The sequence below is a fragment of the Actinomyces sp. zg-332 genome, from assembly GCF_011751945.2.
Lineage (GTDB): Bacteria > Actinomycetota > Actinomycetes > Actinomycetales > Actinomycetaceae > ZJ293.
Window position 1 is genome coordinate 270,589 of sequence record NZ_CP064951.1, and the last position, 19,969, is coordinate 290,557.

Annotated in this window: 16 protein-coding genes; 13 read left to right on the forward strand and 3 right to left on the reverse strand. The window is 34.5% G+C overall.

Annotated features, from left to right (window positions below; all coding sequences use genetic code 11):
* The first annotated feature begins 140 nt into the window (after positions 1–140).
* The 4 genes from HCQ94_RS01050 to HCQ94_RS01065 are packed head-to-tail and all read left to right on the forward strand — an operon-like array spanning position 141 to position 4,832.
* Positions 141–1,316 (forward strand): glycosyltransferase family 2 protein, encoded by a 1,176-nt coding sequence (locus HCQ94_RS01050; protein ID WP_166982831.1) that lies wholly within the window; start codon positions 141–143, stop codon positions 1,314–1,316.
* Between the two features lie 4 nt (positions 1,317–1,320).
* Positions 1,321–2,406: a glycosyltransferase gene (locus HCQ94_RS01055; protein ID WP_166982829.1), complete on the forward strand. Its 1,086-nt coding sequence runs from the start codon at positions 1,321–1,323 to the stop codon at positions 2,404–2,406.
* A gap of 10 nt (positions 2,407–2,416) precedes the next feature.
* Positions 2,417–3,559, forward strand: coding sequence for a glycosyltransferase (locus HCQ94_RS01060; RefSeq protein ID WP_166982827.1), 1,143 nt, complete (start codon positions 2,417–2,419; stop codon positions 3,557–3,559).
* A 46-nt stretch (positions 3,560–3,605) separates the two neighbouring features.
* The gene (locus HCQ94_RS01065; protein WP_166982825.1) at positions 3,606–4,832 is read left to right on the forward strand and encodes a nucleotide sugar dehydrogenase; all 1,227 of its coding nucleotides are present in this window, start codon (positions 3,606–3,608) and stop codon (positions 4,830–4,832) included.
* 247 nt (positions 4,833–5,079) lie between these two features.
* On the opposite strand, the gene HCQ94_RS01070 is transcribed toward HCQ94_RS01065, so the two are convergent.
* On the reverse strand, positions 5,080–5,622 hold the full coding sequence (locus HCQ94_RS01070; protein WP_166979005.1) for a DUF1003 domain-containing protein: 543 nt from the start codon (positions 5,620–5,622) through the stop codon (positions 5,080–5,082).
* A complete protein-coding gene (locus HCQ94_RS01075) occupies positions 5,615–6,919 on the reverse strand; it encodes a magnesium transporter MgtE N-terminal domain-containing protein (protein WP_166979008.1) in 1,305 nt (434 codons plus the stop codon). Before HCQ94_RS01075 ends, HCQ94_RS01070 begins: the two co-directional genes overlap by 8 nt.
* A 172-nt stretch (positions 6,920–7,091) precedes the next feature.
* Here HCQ94_RS01075 and HCQ94_RS01080 point away from each other — a divergent pair, with 172 nt between their 5' ends.
* The gene (locus HCQ94_RS01080) at positions 7,092–8,564 is read left to right on the forward strand and encodes a cation diffusion facilitator family transporter (RefSeq protein WP_166982823.1); all 1,473 of its coding nucleotides are present in this window, start codon (positions 7,092–7,094) and stop codon (positions 8,562–8,564) included.
* Positions 8,565–9,551: 987 nt separating this feature from the next.
* On the opposite strand, the gene HCQ94_RS01085 is transcribed toward HCQ94_RS01080, so the two are convergent.
* Positions 9,552–10,733 carry an Mrp/NBP35 family ATP-binding protein gene (locus tag HCQ94_RS01085; RefSeq protein ID WP_166982821.1) on the reverse strand — a complete coding sequence of 394 codons (1,182 nt, stop codon included), beginning with the start codon at positions 10,731–10,733 and terminating at the stop codon, positions 9,552–9,554.
* 213 nt (positions 10,734–10,946) lie between these two features.
* Here HCQ94_RS01085 and HCQ94_RS01090 point away from each other — a divergent pair, with 213 nt between their 5' ends.
* The 8 genes from HCQ94_RS01090 to HCQ94_RS01125 all read left to right on the forward strand — a co-directional run bounded on the left by HCQ94_RS01090 (position 10,947) and on the right by HCQ94_RS01125 (position 19,943).
* Positions 10,947–12,911 carry an acyltransferase family protein gene (locus tag HCQ94_RS01090; RefSeq protein WP_166982819.1) on the forward strand — a complete coding sequence of 655 codons (1,965 nt, stop codon included), beginning with the start codon at positions 10,947–10,949 and terminating at the stop codon, positions 12,909–12,911.
* A 385-nt stretch (positions 12,912–13,296) separates the two neighbouring features.
* On the forward strand, positions 13,297–13,674 hold the full coding sequence (locus HCQ94_RS01095; protein ID WP_166979020.1) for a cold-shock protein: 378 nt from the start codon (positions 13,297–13,299) through the stop codon (positions 13,672–13,674).
* Between the two features lie 45 nt (positions 13,675–13,719).
* Entirely contained in the window at positions 13,720–14,316 is a 597-nt protein-coding gene (locus HCQ94_RS01100; RefSeq protein ID WP_166979023.1) for a DUF3027 domain-containing protein, read from the forward strand.
* Between the two features lie 21 nt (positions 14,317–14,337).
* A complete protein-coding gene (locus HCQ94_RS01105; protein WP_166982817.1) occupies positions 14,338–15,942 on the forward strand; it encodes an amidohydrolase in 1,605 nt (534 codons plus the stop codon).
* A gap of 497 nt (positions 15,943–16,439) precedes the next feature.
* Entirely contained in the window at positions 16,440–17,882 is a 1,443-nt protein-coding gene (locus HCQ94_RS01110) for an NCS2 family permease (RefSeq protein WP_166979122.1), read from the forward strand.
* 100 nt (positions 17,883–17,982) lie between these two features.
* The gene (locus HCQ94_RS01115) at positions 17,983–18,708 is read left to right on the forward strand and encodes a glycosyltransferase family 2 protein (RefSeq protein WP_166982815.1); all 726 of its coding nucleotides are present in this window, start codon (positions 17,983–17,985) and stop codon (positions 18,706–18,708) included.
* Positions 18,709–18,715: 7 nt separating this feature from the next.
* Positions 18,716–19,075, forward strand: coding sequence for a DUF2304 domain-containing protein (locus HCQ94_RS01120; protein ID WP_166979032.1), 360 nt, complete (start codon positions 18,716–18,718; stop codon positions 19,073–19,075).
* A 208-nt stretch (positions 19,076–19,283) separates the two neighbouring features.
* Positions 19,284–19,943 carry a metal-dependent transcriptional regulator gene (locus HCQ94_RS01125; protein ID WP_166982813.1) on the forward strand — a complete coding sequence of 220 codons (660 nt, stop codon included), beginning with the start codon at positions 19,284–19,286 and terminating at the stop codon, positions 19,941–19,943.
* Positions 19,944–19,969 lie beyond the last annotated feature (26 nt).

The following is a 19,969-nucleotide window of genomic DNA, read 5'->3' on the forward strand; positions in this document are numbered from 1 at the left end:
TAATCATGCTTATAAATATTATAGAAATTTTCAAAAAATATAATCTAGCTAAGATTCAATCTTTAATGATATGGTGTATGGGTAGGTATATGTATACGTAAAGAATTTTATCTATTTTGTATGTATAAGAGGGAAAGTAAATGACAAAGGTGTCTGTGGTAGTACCCGTATATAATGCTGAAGATTTTTTAAGTGATAGTTTAAATAGTATTGTAAACCAAACATTAAAAGATATTGAGATTATTTGTGTAAATGATGGGTCAACTGATAACTCGTTACAAATATTGCAAGAATATGCTCGTAAAGATGATAGATTGATTGTTATTAATCAAGATAACAAAGGTGCCGGATATTCACGTAATGTAGGTCTAAAAATTGCTAAAGGTAAGTATTTATCTTTCTTAGACGCAGATGACATATTTGATGAAACAATGCTTGAAAAAGCCTACGCTACAGCTGAAGAATATGATGCTGAAATAACAGTATTTAAATGTGATATATTTGATTCTAATACACGTAAAAAATTTAATTTTGATTTATCATTTAGAGAAGATTTAATGCCAGAGGGTCCTTGCTTTTCTTCAAAACATCCAGATGCTAAAGACAATATATTCCATATGTTCGTAGGGTGGGCTTGGGATAAATTATTTTTGAAGGAATTTATTGTAAGAGAAAATATTACTTTCCAAGAACTACGCACAACAAACGATATGTTTTTTGTGCACTATGCTTTATCTAGGGCTGAAAGAATTGCAAAATTACCAGAAGTTTTAGTGCATCAAAGAATAAATAATTCACAATCTTTGTCAAATACTCGTGAGAAATCATGGGATTGTTTCTATAAAGCTTTGTTGCTTTTAAAACAACGGCTAGAGGAATCCTCAGAATTTGAAACTTATAAACAAGCTTATACAAACTGGGCTTTAAATTTATCTCTTTGGCATTTAGCTACGATTGGGGAAACTCGTTGTTTAAATGTTTTACATTTATTTAAAACAGGAGTTTGTTATGAACTAGGAGTGTTAGGTCATAACAAAGACTATTATTATGACGAGAATGAATACAACGATTTACAAAAATTGATTAATATTAGTGATGAAGATTATTTATTGGAAAAAATCTTTGCTCTAAAAAATCGTGTTGCTGTACTTGAAAGAGAAAAAGAAAGTGTTATTCAAGAAAGAGATAATACGGTACAACGTTTAACTAATAAAATAAATAGCATTTATGAGTCTAAAACTTTCAAAGCTGGTTTAACAGTTTTATATGTACCTAAGCTATTAGCTAAACTTATAGGATGTAAAAAGAAAAAGTAAAGATATGGCTAAAGTTTCAGTAGTTATACCAGTATGCGATGTTGAACATTATTTAAGACAATGTTTGGAAAGCATTATTAATCAAACTTTGTCTGATATAGAAATTATATGTGTAAATGATGGTTCAACTGATAACTCGCTGAATATTCTAGAAGAATACGTAGAAAAAGATAGTCGCATAAAGGTATTCAACCAAACAAGCTGTAACCTGTCAATCGCTAGAAATAACGGCTTTAAAAGAGCTAATGGTAAATATACTATTTTTCTTAACGGGTATGACTTTATTGACACTAGTGCTTTGGAGAGGCTGTATACATTTTCTGAAGAAAAAACTTTGGATATATTATTTTTTTCAGCAGGTATTCTACCAGGTCAATACCAGTTAAACGATACGCTCACTTTCTCTTACAGAAACCACGTTTGCAAAGGCGAACGTGAAGAGGTAAAGACTGGTAAAGAAATGCTAGTTGATTTGTGCTCTCAAAGAGATTTTTTATTTGCCACTCACTTAGCCTTTTTTAGAACATCTTTTATGAAAGAAAATAACATTGCTTTTCTACCTGATGTTTACAAAGAGGATACCTCCTTTAATTTTACTTGTCTAATGAAAGCTCAAAGAACTTATCGTATAAAAGATGTTTTATATTACAGCCATATATATGAACATTTTGTTAAAGACAATGACCAAACTTATATAGATTTACTAGGACACTACAGATGCTTTATAACTGTATATGATGTCTTACTTAAAGAAGAGTTAAGCGATGAACAATACCAAGTTGTAAACGAAATTACTTTAGTTTTACTCCGAGATATATACAAAACATATACATTATTGAATGAAAAAGAACGCAGTTTATTTTTTAGTAAATTACAATATCGAGATAAATATTTGTTTACGATGTTACTGAACTCACATATTCATGGTGTAAATACTAGCTATCTTTATTTACAAGAAGAACAAGATTATTTGAAAAATGCAATAAAGAGCAAAAAAGAATCGAAATCATATAAGATAGGTGAAAAAATAGCTAAAATTTTTAATAAAAAAGTTACACTATCTGGTTCGAGAAACACTATTGATAAGTGAGTTATACAAAATGTACAAAGTTTCAGTTATTATTCCTGTTTACAATAGTGAAAAGTTCTTAGCGCAATGCCTAGACAGTGTAGTTACCCAGAGTTTATCTGACATACAAATTATATGTATAAATGATGGATCAACAGATAAATCGGCTGATATTTTAGACAACTATACGCGTAACTACCCAAATGTAAGCGTAATTACTCAAGAAAATGAAGGTCCATCTTCAAGAAACAAAGCTATAGATAAGGCTGAGGGAAAGTACATATATTTCCTTGATAGTGATGATATTATTACGGTGAATGCTCTTGAAAAACTATATGAAATATGTGAACAAAAGGAATTAGACATATTGTTTTTCTCAGCAGATACTTTCTTTGAACAAAATAAATTGAAAAAAACTCATATTGATTTTAAAGGTAGATATCTACGACAGGGAAAATATCAAGAAGTTAAAAGTGGTGTTGATCTACTAGTTGAGTTAATATCAAATAAAAAAGCTGATGGTGCTAGTAGTGACTACATAGTTTCAGCTTGTTTAATGTTTGTTCGTGCAGACTTGTTAAACACTCATAATATACGATTTATGAGCGGAGTTTACCATGAAGATAATTTATTTTGCTTTGCTTGTTTAATGAAGGCTGAAAAAGCTTATTGTGTAAACGATATTTTCTATTTTAGGCGGATAAGATCTGGGTCAATCATGACAAATGATGAAACTCATATTAACTTGCTTGGATATTATAAGTGTTTTATTAACCAGTACGATATAGCTTATGACAAGAAGTTAAGGTTACAACAGCAAGAAGCTGTGCAGGAAATATTGAGCGTATTATGTTTTCACATCAGTCGAATATATAAACTTCTTGACGTAAGTGAAAGGGAAAAATTCTTAGATAAGTTAACTAAAAAAGAAAAATATTTCTTTACAACATTCTTTGAAGCAAATGTATTATTTGAGCTTGAAATAAGGGAAAAATTTTCCAGGGAGAATGCTATTTTACGCGCTGAACTAAAAGAGATAGATGACAATATATTCTTTAGGATTGGTAGAGTAATAACTTTTCCTATGCGTAAGCTCAGAACTACAGTCAAGGTTCTAAAAACTCGTGGAATAAGTGGGATTGTGCAAGTTATAGTATACAAGTTCAAAAGGTAGTTTTGCTGTTAAAACTTGTGTATAAAAGTTTAATAATGGAGGAAAGATGAAAATTACAGTTGTTGGTACAGGTTATGTGGGGCTGTCAAACGCTGTTTTATTAGCTCAAAATAATGAAGTTGTTGCAATCGATATTGACAAAAATAAAGTGTTGAAAATAAATGAAAAAATTTCTCCTATTGTAGATAACGAAATACAAGATTTTCTATCTAATCGTGAATTGAATCTTGTCGCTACTACTGAATATGAAGATGCATATAAAAATTCAGATTTGGTTATAATTTCAACACCTACTAATTACGACACAGATAAAAATTATTTTGACACGTCTTCTGTAGATGCTGTAATAGAAAAACTTATCGAATTAAAGTCCAAGGCTACTATTGTAATCAAATCTACTATTCCAGTGGGATATACCGAATCAATTGCTCAAAAGTACGGTTTGGATAATATTCTATTTGTTCCAGAATTCTTACGTGAGGGTAAGGCTTTATACGACAACCTATATCCTTCAAGAATAATAGTTGGCATACCTAAAGGGAAAGATAATTTGCGTCCATGGGCTGAAAAATTTGTTGAATTGGCTGTTGAAGGAGCTGCAAGCAAAAATATTCCTGTTTTATATATGGATTCAACTGAGGCTGAAGCTGTGAAACTTTTCTCTAATACCTACCTTGCGATGAGGGTTGCCTTTTTCAATGAACTAGATACGTACGCAGAACTTAGAAACTTAGATACGAAAAACATTATTGATGGTGTAGGGCTAGACCCGCGTATTGGGTCACATTATAATAATCCTTCTTTTGGATATGGAGGATACTGCTTACCTAAAGACACTAAGCAATTACTAGCAAACTATGATAATGTTCCTAACGAAATAATGAGAGCTATTGTTTTAGCTAATGCTACGAGGAAAGATTTCGTATCTGAAAGAATAATAGATAAAGTTAAAATTAATTATGCTAATAGGAGCGATAATTCTAAGGGCTCTAGACCAGTAGTTGGAGTATACAGGCTAGTTATGAAAGCATCTTCAGATAACTTTAGGCAAAGCTCAATTCAAGGTGTAATGAAGAGAATAGCTAAAGAAGATGTCGATATAGTTGTGTATGAACCTACTCTAGCTGAGGAAAGTTTCTGTGGTTTTAAAGTGATAAAAAACTTAGAACATTTTAAAGAAATATCAGATATTGTAGTGGCTAACCGCTTAGATTCTAATATTAAAGATGCTGAATCCAAAGTTTATACTCGAGATATTTTTGGTAGAGACTAAGAAGCTGTTGTAGAAAAATTTAAGTTGGGCTGTGGAGTATTTAGTCCAACTTAAGCTGATATTGATTTATGTACTTTGGAGTATTTTGAATAACACCATTGCTTAGCCGTATCGAATATTGAGTGTTGCTGTGTGTCTTATAAAGATGTCTAAAAAATATACAAGTCAGAGGAAAGGTTAGCCAAACAAACTCTAGGGTTTTAGCTCCTAACGCTTAGATAAGTAAGTGTTAGATTTTGTGTGATAATTACTGTGGGTTAGATTCTTCTTCGACTAGCTCTTTCAAATTATTCAAATGCTCAATCTGCTGTATACGTAGCTCTTGTAGCTCTTCAATCAAATCTCGTATCTCACTGCGAACAAAATCTCGAGTAGCTAACTCAGAAACGCTTGCTCTTAGGCTAGCAATTTCTCGTGTTAGATATTCTGTGTCAGCTAGGTTTTGTTCAGCACGCTGTCTGTCTTGTTCAGCTGTAACCCTGTCACGGTCGTCTTGCCTATTTTGAGCTAACAAGATGAGTGGAGCTGCATAAGAAGCTTGAGTGGAAAAAGCAAGATTCAGCAAAATAAACGGGTATGGGTCAAACTTATAACCGTAAATACCTATTAAATTTATGGCAATCCAAATTACAACGAATACAGTCATGTATAGAATGAAAACGGGTGTTCCCATGAAAGTAGCAAATCTTTCAGAGAAACGACCAAAAGTCTCAGTAAAAGAATTATGAGAATTAAACTGTGGAAGCCATTTACGACGATTTGTTACTGGTGTGTCTAAACGATCAGCCATTTGCACTCCTTGTCACTGCTTCATCAGTAATTTCATCTTCTGCGCTACGCCAGTCATCAGGCATTAGGTTGTCTAACACGTCGTCAACAGAAACAGCACCTAGTAAGTGGTTATCTTCATCTACCACGGGGATAGCTGTAAGGTTATAAGTTGCCAATAGACGAGTTACAGTACCAATCTGAGCGTCAGGATAAATACCATCAAGATCTGTATCAATTATATTTCCGAGCATAGTTTGAGGTGGTTCACGCAATGCTCTTTGGGTGTGTACAACCCCTAAAAATTTGCCAGTAGGTGTTTCTAGAGGAGGACGTACAACACATACTATCGCAGCTAGTGCTGGTGGTATGTCTTGTCTGCGTACGCTGGCTAAAAGAGTTGCAACGGTTGCATCTGGAGGAAGAATAACTGGTTCTGTGGTCATCAAACCACCAGCTGTATACTCTTCGTAAGCAAGCAAACGGCGTACGTCTTCAGCTTCCTCAGGTTGCATAAGATCGAGCAAATGTTCAGCTTGAGCTTGCGGTAATTCACTAACCAAGTCTGCCGCATCATCAGGTTGCATAACGTCTAGAATATCAGCAGCACGATCTACATCAAGAGATGACAAAATATCTACTCGGTCATCTTCACCCAGTTCTTCAAGCACGTCAGCTAAGCGTTCATCAGCTAGTTGATGAGCAACCTCAATACGCCTTGTCGGTGTAAGCTCATGCATCATATCAGCGATGTCAGCTGGTTTCATATCCTCATAAGCAGCCAGCAAACTAGCAGCATTATTAGGCAAAGTATTTTCACGCAGATTGGCCACTTCTTTTGGTGAAAGCATGAGCGATTCTCCAGTGCGGCGTATCCCTAACGCAGTCACTCTTGAGCGAAGTAGGGCTAGCTGTGTTACTTCCCATTCTTTAGCTTTATTCTGTTCAATAGCGACATCAACAATTACTGCTTGTCCGCTACCGTCTTTTAAAGTAACGACTCGATCAAGTAAATCAGCTACACCTAAGATTTCTACATTTCTTTGCGTGAATCTACGGATGTTTACTATTCCTGTGGTTATTACAGCTCCCGGTTCAATTGCTGTAACTTTGGATAAAGGTAGAAATACACGTTTTTTACCAGGAACTTCAACTACGAGACCTATTGCTTTTATAGGGGCTGATCCATAAGAAAAGTGTAAAACTATATCGCTTACAAATCCAACTTTGTCGCCTATGGGGTCAAATACAGTTGTTCCTGCTAATTTTGCAATAAACACCTTGCTAGGCACGTTTTTAATGGTACGGTTTTTAAACATATATTTCCCGTCTCAGTCTAGTTTTGGATTTACAGCCTAATCTATTATACAAAATATATTTTTATTACATCGTATAAAATATGATAAAGCTTTAAGTTTGTGTTGTATGTATTCATTTTTATGCTTAAGAAGTAGAATATTTAAAGTATACGATTTTATTGAGAAGGTCGTTATGGGTAAGGATAAAAAAGTTATAAACACGCATTGCCATAGTAAAATGTGCGATATTGATGAGCATGAGATTAACGCTATTTACGAAAATACCACGTTGAATAAAGGTAAGAGTGCTTTGCATTCCCATAAGACCAGTAATGTTAGAGATGATGAGAATTTAGAAAATTTAGCTTTTTGTAATTCTGATAATGGTATCGAGGCTAAGGATGAGGCTGAGCTGGTTTTAAACGGCGCTAGAGGGGAAGAAAATACTACAGAGAATTCTCGTGGTAAAGCTGATTCTTTGTTAGCCCATGCGCAAAATACAGGAGATGATTTTTCTTATTCTTCTAAAGATTCCGAGTGTACTGGCGAGGAAAGAAAATCTGATGTTGCTGTTCCCGTGAACGGTAAACACCATTTGTCTGCTCGATTTGATCATTCAGATACTTTGGAAGATTCTTACTCTCACGAATATTCTAGCCATAATCACTCACATGGAGAAAATTCTCATACCCACTCACACAGAGTAAGTTCTCATAACCATTCGCATGGATTAGTAGGGCATGACCATTCACATGAGAGTATTGAATTTGTAAAGCATAACAAAAATAAGCTACGTTTGACTTTAGTTTTACTGCTTACTTTTGGTGTAGGAATTGCTCAAATAGTTGTCAGTTTTTACTCTGGATCTTTAGCGTTGCTAGCTGATTCTGCTCATATGTTTGCAGATAGCGTAGGTTTGCTGTTTGCTTTGGGGATAGCTCACGTTATGACTATTCCTAGTAACGAGAAGCATACTTGGGGCTATGCTCGTGCTGAAATTTTAGGGGCTTTAGGTCAGGCAATTATATTGTCTGTTATAAGTGTTTATATACTTATTTCAGCTGTTGGACGAATTTTTGACCCTACGCAAATTGAAGCACAATCTATGGGAGTGATGGGGCTTGTAGGTTTACTTGCAAATGCTATTTCTATTCTGATTCTAATGTCTAGTCGCAACGAAAATATGAATATGAGTGCAGCATTTTTAGAGGTTTTGGCTGATACATTGGGCTCTGTTGGCGTAATTGTTGCTGCTTTGTTTATTTATTTTAAAGGAATAGTTGTTATTGATGTTATTGTTTCGTCAACAATAGCTATTTTTATTATTTTTAGAGCTTTTTCTATGGGAAATAAGTCGATAAAAATTTTGCTGGAGTCTGTGCCTGATGGTATAGATTTACAGAGCATAAATGAACATGTTCGTTCAATTGATCACGTTGTTGGTATACATGATGTGCACGTGTCTATGATTGCTACGGGATTATATGTTTTAAGCGCTCATATAGTAGTAGAAGAAGAGTGTTTTAGTGACAATCATTCTAGGGAAATTTTAGATCAGGTTCAGCATTGCTTGGCTAACCATTTTAATATTCCTATTAAGCACGTAACGATTCAGCTAGAGTCACCAAACCATATAGTTCATGAATATGATCCGTGTAATAAGTAAACTGTCATTGAATGTAATGTTATAGTTTCGATTTCTTTTTGTGTGCTGGGTATTTACCTTACTAGATAGCGCTCTCTCATTCAGAAATAATGTTTAGGGTGCTTACAACTAGATTGAAGCTTTTATCTTTTGGTGTATGAGCATAAGCTATGCTTTGCTGGTAAAGAAGGCGCTCATTAAACTGTAGTTATTTCCTTGTAAGATGAATAGCTATATGAGGAATTTGTTGGGTAAAGTTACGATATACACTTTTTCTTTGGTTTTTAGGAAGAAATAGGTTACTGGATAAAATTTAAAGTGATTTTATCTTTAGAAGTTTTATGTTGAAATTATAGGGTTTAAAGAAAATATGTGAAAGTGGTATTTCTTACCCTATTGCTATTATAGTGTTTACTTTGAGTAACTTATAAAGTATGTGTACCTAAAAATGCTATATGTTTTAAGGTGTTAGTAATCGATGTATAATATAACAAAATGTAACAGTATTATATAAGTGTTAGCAATGGGGCTTAATTGATATTGTACATAGCTATATTGGTAAGGGTGGTAGCTATGGAAAACAAGGTCGAAAAGTTTTTGATATTTTGGTTGTTTTTAGGATGCGTATTAATATTGATATCTTTCTTCTTTAGAAACAATTCTTATGAAAGCATACTAGATAATTTTACGATAGTGGAGTTCACTACAATTATTATTTCTCCAATTATGGGGTTTGTAGGAGCTGTTATTAGTATAACTATTAAAAAGTACTTTTATCTAATTCCTAGTTTTTGTTTGATACTGGCTTTTCCTACTGTTTGGTTAGTAATTTATATACTAGAATACTTTGGTATTTAGTAATAAAAAAGTTAGCTAGTGTTTATAGAGATTCTAGCTAACTTTTGTAAGTTTATACGTGCCATATATTCAAGTGAAGAAAGCAAGTTTTAAGAAAATGTTATCTTGGTTATCTTGCAAAAATGTGCATACCTTTTGAAAGTTGCAGAATTACTTTATGCTTACCCCTAGGCTCATACCAGCTAATCCACGTTTTTTCTCAGCAAGCTTATTGGCAACTTTCTTTAACTCAGAAATAACTTTAGATTCTTCCTCTTGGGTAGTTTGAACTTGGTGAGTATTCAAATCATTAGATGTGGAGTTGTTTTCAGCATCAAATACGATAGGTTCACCTTTATCAGAAGCTATGCGTAAGTTTATATCCAAAGGTATTTGCGCCAGTAGTGGAACTTCATATCCTAGTAGCTCAGTTAGTTGCTTACTGACGTGTTTTCCTCCACCTTTGCCGAATAAGTCAATTTTTACTCCAGCGGTGTCAATTAGGTAAGACATATTTTCTATAACACCTACAACACGCTGTTTTGTTTGTAAACCGATAGCTCCAGTTCTGCCTGAGACTTCAGCTGCAGCAATTTGTGGCGTAGTTACAACTATTAGTTCGCTGTGAGGCAGTAGCTGTGCTATAGAAATAGCGATATCGCCAGTTCCGGGTGGTAAATCTATCAGTAGAATGTCTATGTCTCCCCAGAAAACGTCTCCTAAAAATTGTTGTAAAGCTCTATGTAACATTGGTCCACGCCAAACAACAGCTTGAGATGGAGAAACAAACATACCTATAGAAATTACTTTTACACCTTTAGCTATTGGGGGAATAATCATTGAGTCTACAGTTGTTGGCTCGTGATCTACGCCCAGCATTCTAGGTATGGAAAAACCATATATATCAGCGTCCATTACGCCGACTTTCAAGCCTTTTTGAGCTAATGCAACAGCAAGATTGGCTGTTATGGAAGATTTACCGACTCCACCTTTGCCAGAAGAAATAGCATATATTTTAGTTGTATTGCCAACCTTAGTGAAAGGAATTTCGCTTTCTACTGTTCCTGATAGTTTTTCACGCAGAGCTTTTCTTTGCTCAGCTGACATAACTCCCATTACAACTTCTACTTTAGAGACATTTTCGACAGCAGAAACAGCTTTAATAGTGTCAGCTTTAATGGTGTCTTTTAACGGGCAGGTAGCCACTGTTAAATCGATGTGAATTTCTACAGTATTATTTTCTTTATATACTACTTCTCGAACCATTCCTAATTCAGTTATGGGCCTTCGTATTTCAGGGTCAATAACTGTTTCTAGAGCTTGTAAAATTGCTTTATTATCAATGGTTTCCATGGAATTTCTCACCTATGTATTTTTTCTAACTGTTGCATTTGAAACAGGTTTTTATTTTAGATAATTATATTCTTATATTCTTAATTATACTAATAGTTTTAAGAATATTTTTTAATGCTATTTTTAAGCTAAATTTGATGTTAATTTTCATTGTATTTGTTGCCTGCGAATGCTAGAATTTTTTCTTGTGTGATAGAGAGTAGGTCGAGTGAATTGTCGTCTGAAAATTTTGTAAATCTTGCCACTTCAAAAACTAATATTTCAACTGTAAGTGATATGAAACATAAACCTAAAAAATACAGGGTTCGTGGCTTTGATGGCATACGTGCTTTAGCATGTATAGCTGTTCTTATTTATCACTTTATACCAGGTAAACTTGTAGGTGGATTTTTAGGTGTAGATGTCTTTTTTGTGTTATCTGGGTTTTTGATTACAGCTATCCTGATAAAAGAACTAAATCGCAAAAACACCATAGATTTTAAAAAGTTTTGGATAAGACGTACTCGTCGTTTGTTGCCTGCTGTTTTTGCGGCAGTGCTGTTTATAATGCCTATTGCTTCTTTACTAGGAGGCGATGCATTAGTAGGTATAAGACGCCAAGTTATAGGAGCTGTTACTTTTAGCTATAACTGGGTACAAATTTTTTTCGGTAGTAGTTATTTTGCTCAACAAAGTCCAGAAATTTTCACGAATATTTGGTCTCTTGCAGTTGAACAACAATTTTATATTATCTGGCCTTTAATACTACTTATAATTTGGAAACTACCTCGGAAAATTCAGCCTTATACTGCTCTTACGCTGGCATGTTTGTCTGCAGTAGGAATGTATGTTTTGTATGATCCGACCGTTGATCCTTCTCGTGTTTACATGGGTACTGACGTACATTCATTTGGAATCATGCTTGGTGCTACAATGGCTTTGATAATGCCTAACGCCTTAGATTATGCTAAAACTGGTTCTAAAATTGCTGATCTTCGAGCAGTAATTGGTTGGCTGGGAATAGTTATAATAGCTATCTGTTTTGTCTTTATTCATGACAAGAGTGCATTTACTTATCCTGTGGGAATGTTAATAGCATCTTTTGGTTCACTTATGGTCATGCAAGCTTTGCAAGACGATGTTGTTTCGTATTCTAAAACGGGTAGTGTATTAGCGGACATACTTGACTGGAAACCTCTTGTTTGGTTTGGTGAACGTTCTTATGGAATTTACTTGTGGCATTGGCCTTTATGGGTTCTAACTATTTATGCTTTCCCTAGATCAAATATCTACGTAGTAGGTGTAGTGGTTACAATAGTTACAATTGTTGTTTCTGAACTCTCATATAGGTATATTGAGACTCCTATGCGTGATAAAGGTATTTTTAATACCATATCTGTATGGATATATGTTGATAAGAAAACTGGGATAATAGGAGCTTCAGAAGCTAGTTTCTTCAAAAAGCTAGTTCCGTTGATTGTAAGTGGTATATTAGTGTCCTCTACATCATATGCTTTTTATAAGGAACCGGCTCAAAGTAGTGCGCAAAAGTTATTGACTGATACACAAAAAGCCCTGTCTGATAAAGATAAAAATAAAGATAAGCAAGCTGATAATAGTGTTAACTCAGACAAGAAACACAAAAATGAAGTTAAGAATGAAATAGTTGAATCTATAGATGGGTCACAAATAATAGTCATAGGGGATTCAGTTACTTTAGCTTCAAAGCTATCGTTTGAAAAAGTAATACCTAATGCGCTCGTAGATGGTGAAGTTAGCAGATCTATATTAGTAGCAACGGGGATTATAAATAAATATGCTCAAGAGGGAGCTTTACGTAAAATCGTTGTTATTTCTTTAGCTACAAATACAGCTTTGATTGAGAAGAACCTTGATGATGTACTAGAATCCATTGGCCCTGACAGATTGCTTGTATTAGTAACAGCATTTGGACCAGCACATCTAACTAATATTACTAGTTCAAACCAAGTAATTAGGGACTTTGCTCAAAAACATGAAGATAGAGTAAGGGTAGCTAATTGGGACAAAGCTATTTCTACGCATACTGAGAACTTGGCTGGTGACTTAGTCCATCCTGACGGTATTGGCGGTGAAATATACGCTAATGAAGTTTTGGAAGCTGTGAAATCTTTTGGTGTTAAGAAACTTGGAAACGTTGCAATAACACAAAAACGCTAATTGCCTCGAGAAAGTTTTATCCTAAAGTTACCGCTATAGATTTTTACTTTTATAAAATATGAGTTTTTATTTAGGTGAAATATTTTATATTGTATATTTGTTATAGTAGATAGAAGAAGTTGACCAAGGTAGATGATGCTCATGTACCTTATAATTTTAGGTGATGATATGAGACGCAAAGTATATGATGTTTACGCTGGTGGATGAGCACAATCTGTGAATAGTTTAATATTTTACGGGTTGTATATAAAATCATAATTATTAGGTACAATTAGTTTTTCTCTCAGAGAAAAATATACGTTAATATCGTGAAAAATATTTTTATTTGCTATATTTATCTGATAGATGAATATATTTATTTGTCGTTTTATTTAAGGAGAAAAAAGTGCCAAGCGGTAAAGTGAAATGGTATGACGGTGAACGTGGTTTTGGCTTTATCACATCTGATGAAGGCGGCGAGGTTTTCTTGCATGCTTCTGCTTTGCCTAAAGATGTGCCTAATCCTAAACCTGGTGCAAAATGTGAGTATTCAATTGTTGAAAGCTATAAAGGTCCTTCAGCGATGAATGTTACTTTTTCATCTGATCTACCTTCAGTTGCTCTGAACCAACGTATGAGTGCTGAAAACATGGTAGTTGTAGTTGAGGATTTAATTAAAATGCTCGATGTGGCTTCTAATAGTTTGCGTCGTGGCCGTTATCCAGAAAATGGTAAAAAACTTGCTCAAGTAATGCGTGTAGTTGCTGATAACTTTGAAGCATAAGGTAACTACTGATATTTGAACATAGTAATTAAAATAGAGAGTAAAATGCAGTCTGTAACAAGTATTCAAAATATGCATTTCACGGATATCTTATCCATGGAAGCTGTAGAGGTAGAATATAAAAATATTTGTAAATGTGATGACTGCATTTTCGCTTTTAATAAGATGCGTTTACTTATAGAACAAGAGTTTAATACACGTAAAGCTAACATAAATGCTTCTATAGAAACGATGAAAGATGCTTTTGATATAGCTATTGAAGTTTTACGCGAGTATAAAAATGATGAAATCGGCAACTATATTGGTAATGAATTAACTGACGATTTTGTAGTAAATCACTATTATGAATGTTTGAAAAAAGGGTATAAAGGCTGGAAATGGGCTGTTAGTGTTGCATGCGTGGAAGATCAAGATACAGCCACTGTGTGCGAAATTGATTTATTGCCTGGCGAAGATGCATTGCTAGCCCCTGAGTGGATTCCTTGGGAAAAACGCTTATTGGTAAGTGATTTTGCTCCTGGAGAATATGTACCTGAAGAAATCGTTGAAAGAACTAAGAATTTAATCGAGAAAAGAAAGGCAGAAAATCTGCCACCAAAATTAGTTGAAGGAAAAGGTATTTTTTCAGCTAATTGGGAATAAAACAATTGGGGTGAATAAACAATGAGTAGGGTTTTTTACAAAAATGCCCGAGTTTTCACTGGTGAGAGCGAAACAGACTTTGTTACAGCTTTCGCAATAGAAAATGGTAAGTTCGTCTGGGTTGGGGACTCTAGTGAAGTTGATTGCGAAGATGCAATTGATATGCATGGAGAATTGATATTACCTGGTTTTATTGATGCACATACACATCCAACTTATATTTCTATGTTGGTTGATGCTATTCCTTGCACAGTTCCTGTAGTTAATAGTATTGAAGAAATGATAGCTGCTTTGCGCAAGCATCCAAACTTCGGTAAAGGCGAAAATGCTTGGATTGAAGGCTGGGGATATGACGAGTCAAAGCTAGCTGAAGGTCGTACTCCAACTACTGAAGACTTAGATAAAGTATCGACAACTCAGCCAGTATATGTTTTGCGTTCTGACTGTCACTCAGGTATTTGTAATTCTAGAGCTCTAGAAATAGCTGGTATTACTAAGGATACTCCTAACCCTCCAGGTGCAGAATACGGTCGTTATCCAGATGGTCGCCCTAATGGTATTCTGATTGAGCATGGCGCTAATCAAACTGTTATGCAGGCTAAAGGCTCTTCTGGTTTTGAAGCTGAAGTTGAGAAACTAGTACGTACTTCTGAGCATTTATCTGAACGTGGTATCGTCGCTTGTGCTGATATGTTTTGTATACCAGCAGAGTTTGAGCATTTAGATTTGTACCGTGAAGCTGAAAAACTTGGATATAAGCAGCTAACTCAAGTATTCTACGATTTTGCTTCACTAGAACAGTATCCAATTAAAGAATTGAGCCAAGACCGTAAAAATGGGCGCACATTTGTTGGTGGGTTGAAGTTATTTATGGACGGTTCAATGTCTAACCGTACAGCATATATGCACGAGCCTTATCCTGATACCACTGATAACTTTGGTATGCGTACTGCTTCAGATAAGATTATGCAAGAAGCCCTAGATTTTGCTCGTGAAAATCAAATACAGATAGCTTTCCATGGTATGGGAGATGCGGCTATTGAGACTATTATCGATTTCTATGGTGATGTTGAACCATGGATGGGGCAGTATCCATCTGTTCGTATTGAGCATGCAACTTTGCTTGATCCTCGTTTGATTGAGAAGATGAACTCTAAGCGAATGAAATTCGGTGTTGTTTCTAATATTGATTTCTTCTTCGCTGAGTGGGATTCGTATTCTGTGAACTTATCTCCTGAGCAGTATGCTCGTACCTATATGGTTAAAGAGATTTATAGAGGAATTGAAGCGAGTGCGATGAGTTCAGATTGCCCAGCAACGACTTGGGCAGACCCTGACAATGTATTTATGTCTATAAAAGCAGCTGTCACACGCCGTGCATATAATGGCGAAGATATTGTACAAGACCAAAAAATTACTGTTCCTCAAGCATTGTTGATGTATACAGGAAAAGCACATTTAGTTGGAATTATGCCTACTGTGGGTAAAATTGCAGTGGGCTACGAAGCTAGCTTTATTACTTTATCTCACGATATATTTAGTGTTGACCCAGATTTTATTGACCAGATTAAAGTCGCTAAGACTTGGATTCAAGGTGAATTAGTTTGGGAAAAAGATAAAAAATAAGTTTTAGTATAAGAGTTGTTATGGTGATAGTTTTGCCATAGCAACTCTTTTTTTTTGTGATAAACATTATGGATATAGTGTGGATTTTTATAAATAAATAGCCATAATTGTTTAGAATGGTTTTTACCAATACCAATACCAATACCAATATTAATGACAATATCAGTAAAATTTTACAATTTGTAGAGGTTTAAATATCTATTGTTCGATACGTGAACTGCATATTTTAAGTGTAGAAAAGTTTAAAACAATCTTGCTTGAATTTTACTTACTTTTTGTTACGCATAATAAAGGTAATGCTTATCTCTAAAATAATAGGGTATTTATTTCAAAATATGGTTTTTAGTCTCATAGAATGAGAATTTGTGTGTAATTTTAATTTTTTCTGAAACTCTTTTGAAAAATTATTAAGTTTTTGTAATAAAATATGTAATTTTTATTACTTTTACAATACATTCATGTAGAATTTTTCTGTGAGTACTACATCCCCAATCGCTATGAGCGAAAAAACAGGTATTATGGGTCGTATCGACCGTTATTTTGAGATTACAAAACGCGGCTCAACATTTGGTCGTGAAATCCGCGGCGGTATAGTAACTTTCTTTGCAATGAGCTATATCCTCGTGTTGAATCCTATTATTTTGTCCGCCGGTAAAGATTCCACTGGTTCTTTCCTAGGTGGAGGTAGCGCACCTAATATTGCTGCAATTTCTGCTTCAACAGCATTAGTTGCTGGAATTATGACAATACTTATGGGCGTGATTGCTAATTTCCCTCTAGCTTTAGCTGCTGGCATGGGTATTAATGCAATGGTTTCCTTCTCCTTAGTTCTAGGTTCAGGTTTAACTTGGCAAGAAGCAATGGGTATCATTGTTCTTGAAGGTGTCTTTATCTTATTCCTAGTTTTAGTTGGTCTTCGAGAGGCTGTTTTTAGGGCAGTGCCAAGTCAGTTAAAAATGGCTATTTCTGTTGGTATTGGTCTATTTATTACTCTAATTGGTTTGATCGACGCTGGTATTATTCGCCCAGGTGGAACACCAATTCAGTTAGGTATCAACGGCTCCTTGGCTGGTTGGCCAGCATTAGTGTTCGTATTTGGTCTATTTGTGACCATTATTTTGTTCGTACGTAAAGTAAGTGGTTCCATATTAATTGGTATCATTTCTTCTACAGTCTTAGCTATGGTAATTCAATACTTTGCTGGATTACCTACAAAATCTGATAAAGTCCCTACTGGTTGGGGTTTGAATATTCCTGAATTCAAGGAATCACTCATCCAGCTTCCAGATTTTTCAACTTTGGGACAGTTCGATATTGTTGGGCCATTTACCCGTCTAGGCGTTCTAGCAGTAATTCTTATTGTATTCTCTTTGATGTTGGCTGACTTCTTCGACACTATGGGCACAATGGTTGCTGTTGGTGCTGAAGCTGGTTTGCTAGGCAAAGATGATGCTCCTCCAAGGACAACTAGAATTTTGATTATTGACTCTTTAGCTGCTGTAGCTGGTGGTGCTTCAGGTACTTCTTCTGCAACTTCCTATGTTGAATCTTCAGCTGGTGTTGCTGATGGTGCTCGTACTGGTCTAGCATCAGTTACTACAGGGCTTATGTTCTTGTTGGCTACTTTCTTTGCTCCACTTGTTGAAGTTATTCCTAGTGAAGCAGCATCAACAGCTCTTGTAGCTGTAGGCTTCTTGATGATGACTCAGATTGCTGAAATTGATTGGAAGAATTGGGAATACGCTATTCCAGCTTTCATGACTATAGCAATGATGCCTTTTGCTTACTCAATTACAGTTGGTATTGGTGCAGGATTTATCACTTACACCATTATTCAATTGGCAAAGGGAAATTGGAAGCAACACTATTTAATCTGGTTCACAACAGTACTATTTATTTTGTACTTCGTAATAGGTCCTATTCAAGGTTTATTCCAATAACATTCAAAATTTTACAGTGGACGGTATTTCTAATATCGTCCACTGTTTATTTGTATTAAAGTTATGTCGAAAGAAAAAGAAATATATAAGAAGTATAAAAATGAATAAAATATTAACTTTAATACCGGCTTATAATGAAGAACAAAACATTGCTAAGGTTATTACGGAATTGAAAGCTGATTTTTCAGACAGTGATGTTCTTGTAATCAATGATTGTTCAAAAGATAATACTCTTAAAGTTCTTCAAGAAATAGATGCTAATTATATTTCTACTTCTTATAACTCAGGGTATGCCGGAGCTTTGCAACTAGGTTTTAAATATGCTGTTGCAAAAGGATATAGCTATGTTATTCAGTTCGATGGTGATGGACAACATGTAGCTAATCAAGCAAAGAAATTATACGAGGCAGCCAAAGATACTGATAGCGACATAATTATTGGTTCTAGGTTTCTAAAAAAGACTAATTATAAGCATAGCTTTTTCCGTAAAGTTGGTACTAAGCTTTTCTCACTTCTAATAAGGATGATTAATCGAGTAAAGATTTCTGATCCTACTTCAGGTTTTCAAATCCTAAACAGAAAGACTTTCACTCACTACTCAAAGATGGGTAACTTTCCAGAATATCCAGATGCTAACTTGCTTATAGCTATGCTTTTGGATGGTTATAAAGTAAGTGAGGTCTCTGTTCAAATGCGTGAACGAGAGTTTGGCGAAAGTATGCATGGTGGAATAATAAAGCCAATAAAGTACATGATAAAGATGATTTATAGCATCTTTGTTATTTTGTTTATTAGATTCATGAAGATTTTCCAAATAAGAAAGTAAAAGGGCTATGAAGAATTTGTTATTTGTTTTTATCGGATTACTATTTTTCATAACTACTTATCGGAGTGTGAAAAAGAATATCTTCTCAGAAAAAGAAAGTTTCTTCTGGATTATTCTTAGCTGTCTCTTGATAATTTCTCCAGTTTTTGTGCCAGTTGTAGATTATGTTGCTCATAAAATAGGTATTGATTATCCACCTGCATTGCTATTTCTGTTGATTTTTGCTTTTTGTTTGTTGCTGATATTCAGATTGAGTAAGCATGTTTATATTCAAAATGAGAAGTTACAGGAATTGTCACAAATTGTAAGTTTGTTACGTAAAGATTTTGATGACAAAAATAATGCTGATAAAAACACTGAGTCATAACACTTAACTAAAGTAACTGTATTTAAGTAAGGTATGCATTTCCTTATTAATCCTATATTAGTTAATAATAAAGAATTTATAAATATTTAATTACCTTTAAATACTGTTGATAAATCAAAGTTTTTCTTTTGTATTTATAATATTTCAATTTTTTATTTATATTCTCTGATACCTTATATTCAACGCAATTATTAAGGAAAGTGGGCAGATGTCAGATATTGTAGATACTACTGAGATGTATATTAAAGTCATTTATGAGCTAATGGAAGATGACGTTGTGGCAATGCGAGCTCGTATTGTTGAACGTTTACATCATTCGGGGCCGACAGTATCTCAAACAGTTGCAAGACTAGAACGTGACGGTTTGCTATATATCGATTTTGATAGACAACTTAAATTGACTGACGAAGGAATGAAACTAGCACGAAATATTATGACTAAGCATAGGTATGTGGAACGTCTGTTAGTTGATGTTCTTAAATATCCTTGGGAGTTAGCTCATGAAGAGGCATGTAAATGGGAACATGTAATTGGAGATGAAGTGCTGGAATATTTGAGGAATTTTCTAGGTAAAATTGATACAGACCCTTATGGTAATTTAATTCCTATTACAAGTGAAGCTCTAAAACATGGAAAATCTCTTGTTAGTATCATTTTAGATGAGGAAAAAGAAGTCGAAATTTTGCGTATAGGTGAGCCTGTTCAAGTTCATGTTGATCTACTGAAACAGTTTTTACAAAATAATATTCTTCCAAACACTAAAGTTAATGTGAGTGTTCAAGGAGAAGAATATATATTATCGAGTGAAGATTCTTTGCAATCTCTTAGTATAAGTAAAACATTGGCGCGACATATTTTTGTGAAATAGTGTCTAATATTCAGCTATATTGCTGA

What these genes read in the sequence shown, in the direction of transcription:
- HCQ94_RS01050 (WP_166982831.1), top strand. Translation starts at nt 141, where the DNA reads ATGACAAAGGTGTCTGTGGTAGTACCCGTATATAATGCTGAAGATTTT.
- HCQ94_RS01055 (WP_166982829.1), top strand. Translation starts at nt 1,321, where the DNA reads ATGGCTAAAGTTTCAGTAGTTATACCAGTATGCGATGTTGAACATTAT.
- HCQ94_RS01060 (WP_166982827.1), top strand. Translation starts at nt 2,417, where the DNA reads ATGTACAAAGTTTCAGTTATTATTCCTGTTTACAATAGTGAAAAGTTC.
- HCQ94_RS01065 (WP_166982825.1), top strand. Translation starts at nt 3,606, where the DNA reads ATGAAAATTACAGTTGTTGGTACAGGTTATGTGGGGCTGTCAAACGCT.
- HCQ94_RS01070 (WP_166979005.1), bottom strand. Translation starts at nt 5,622, where the DNA reads ATGGCTGATCGTTTAGACACACCAGTAACAAATCGTCGTAAATGGCTT.
- HCQ94_RS01075 (WP_166979008.1), bottom strand. Translation starts at nt 6,919, where the DNA reads ATGTTTAAAAACCGTACCATTAAAAACGTGCCTAGCAAGGTGTTTATT.
- HCQ94_RS01080 (WP_166982823.1), top strand. Translation starts at nt 7,092, where the DNA reads ATGGGTAAGGATAAAAAAGTTATAAACACGCATTGCCATAGTAAAATG.
- HCQ94_RS01085 (WP_166982821.1), bottom strand. Translation starts at nt 10,733, where the DNA reads ATGGAAACCATTGATAATAAAGCAATTTTACAAGCTCTAGAAACAGTT.
- HCQ94_RS01100 (WP_166979023.1), top strand. Translation starts at nt 13,720, where the DNA reads ATGCAGTCTGTAACAAGTATTCAAAATATGCATTTCACGGATATCTTA.
- HCQ94_RS01105 (WP_166982817.1), top strand. Translation starts at nt 14,338, where the DNA reads ATGAGTAGGGTTTTTTACAAAAATGCCCGAGTTTTCACTGGTGAGAGC.
- HCQ94_RS01110 (WP_166979122.1), top strand. Translation starts at nt 16,440, where the DNA reads ATGAGCGAAAAAACAGGTATTATGGGTCGTATCGACCGTTATTTTGAG.
- HCQ94_RS01115 (WP_166982815.1), top strand. Translation starts at nt 17,983, where the DNA reads ATGAATAAAATATTAACTTTAATACCGGCTTATAATGAAGAACAAAAC.
- HCQ94_RS01120 (WP_166979032.1), top strand. Translation starts at nt 18,716, where the DNA reads ATGAAGAATTTGTTATTTGTTTTTATCGGATTACTATTTTTCATAACT.
- HCQ94_RS01125 (WP_166982813.1), top strand. Translation starts at nt 19,284, where the DNA reads ATGTCAGATATTGTAGATACTACTGAGATGTATATTAAAGTCATTTAT.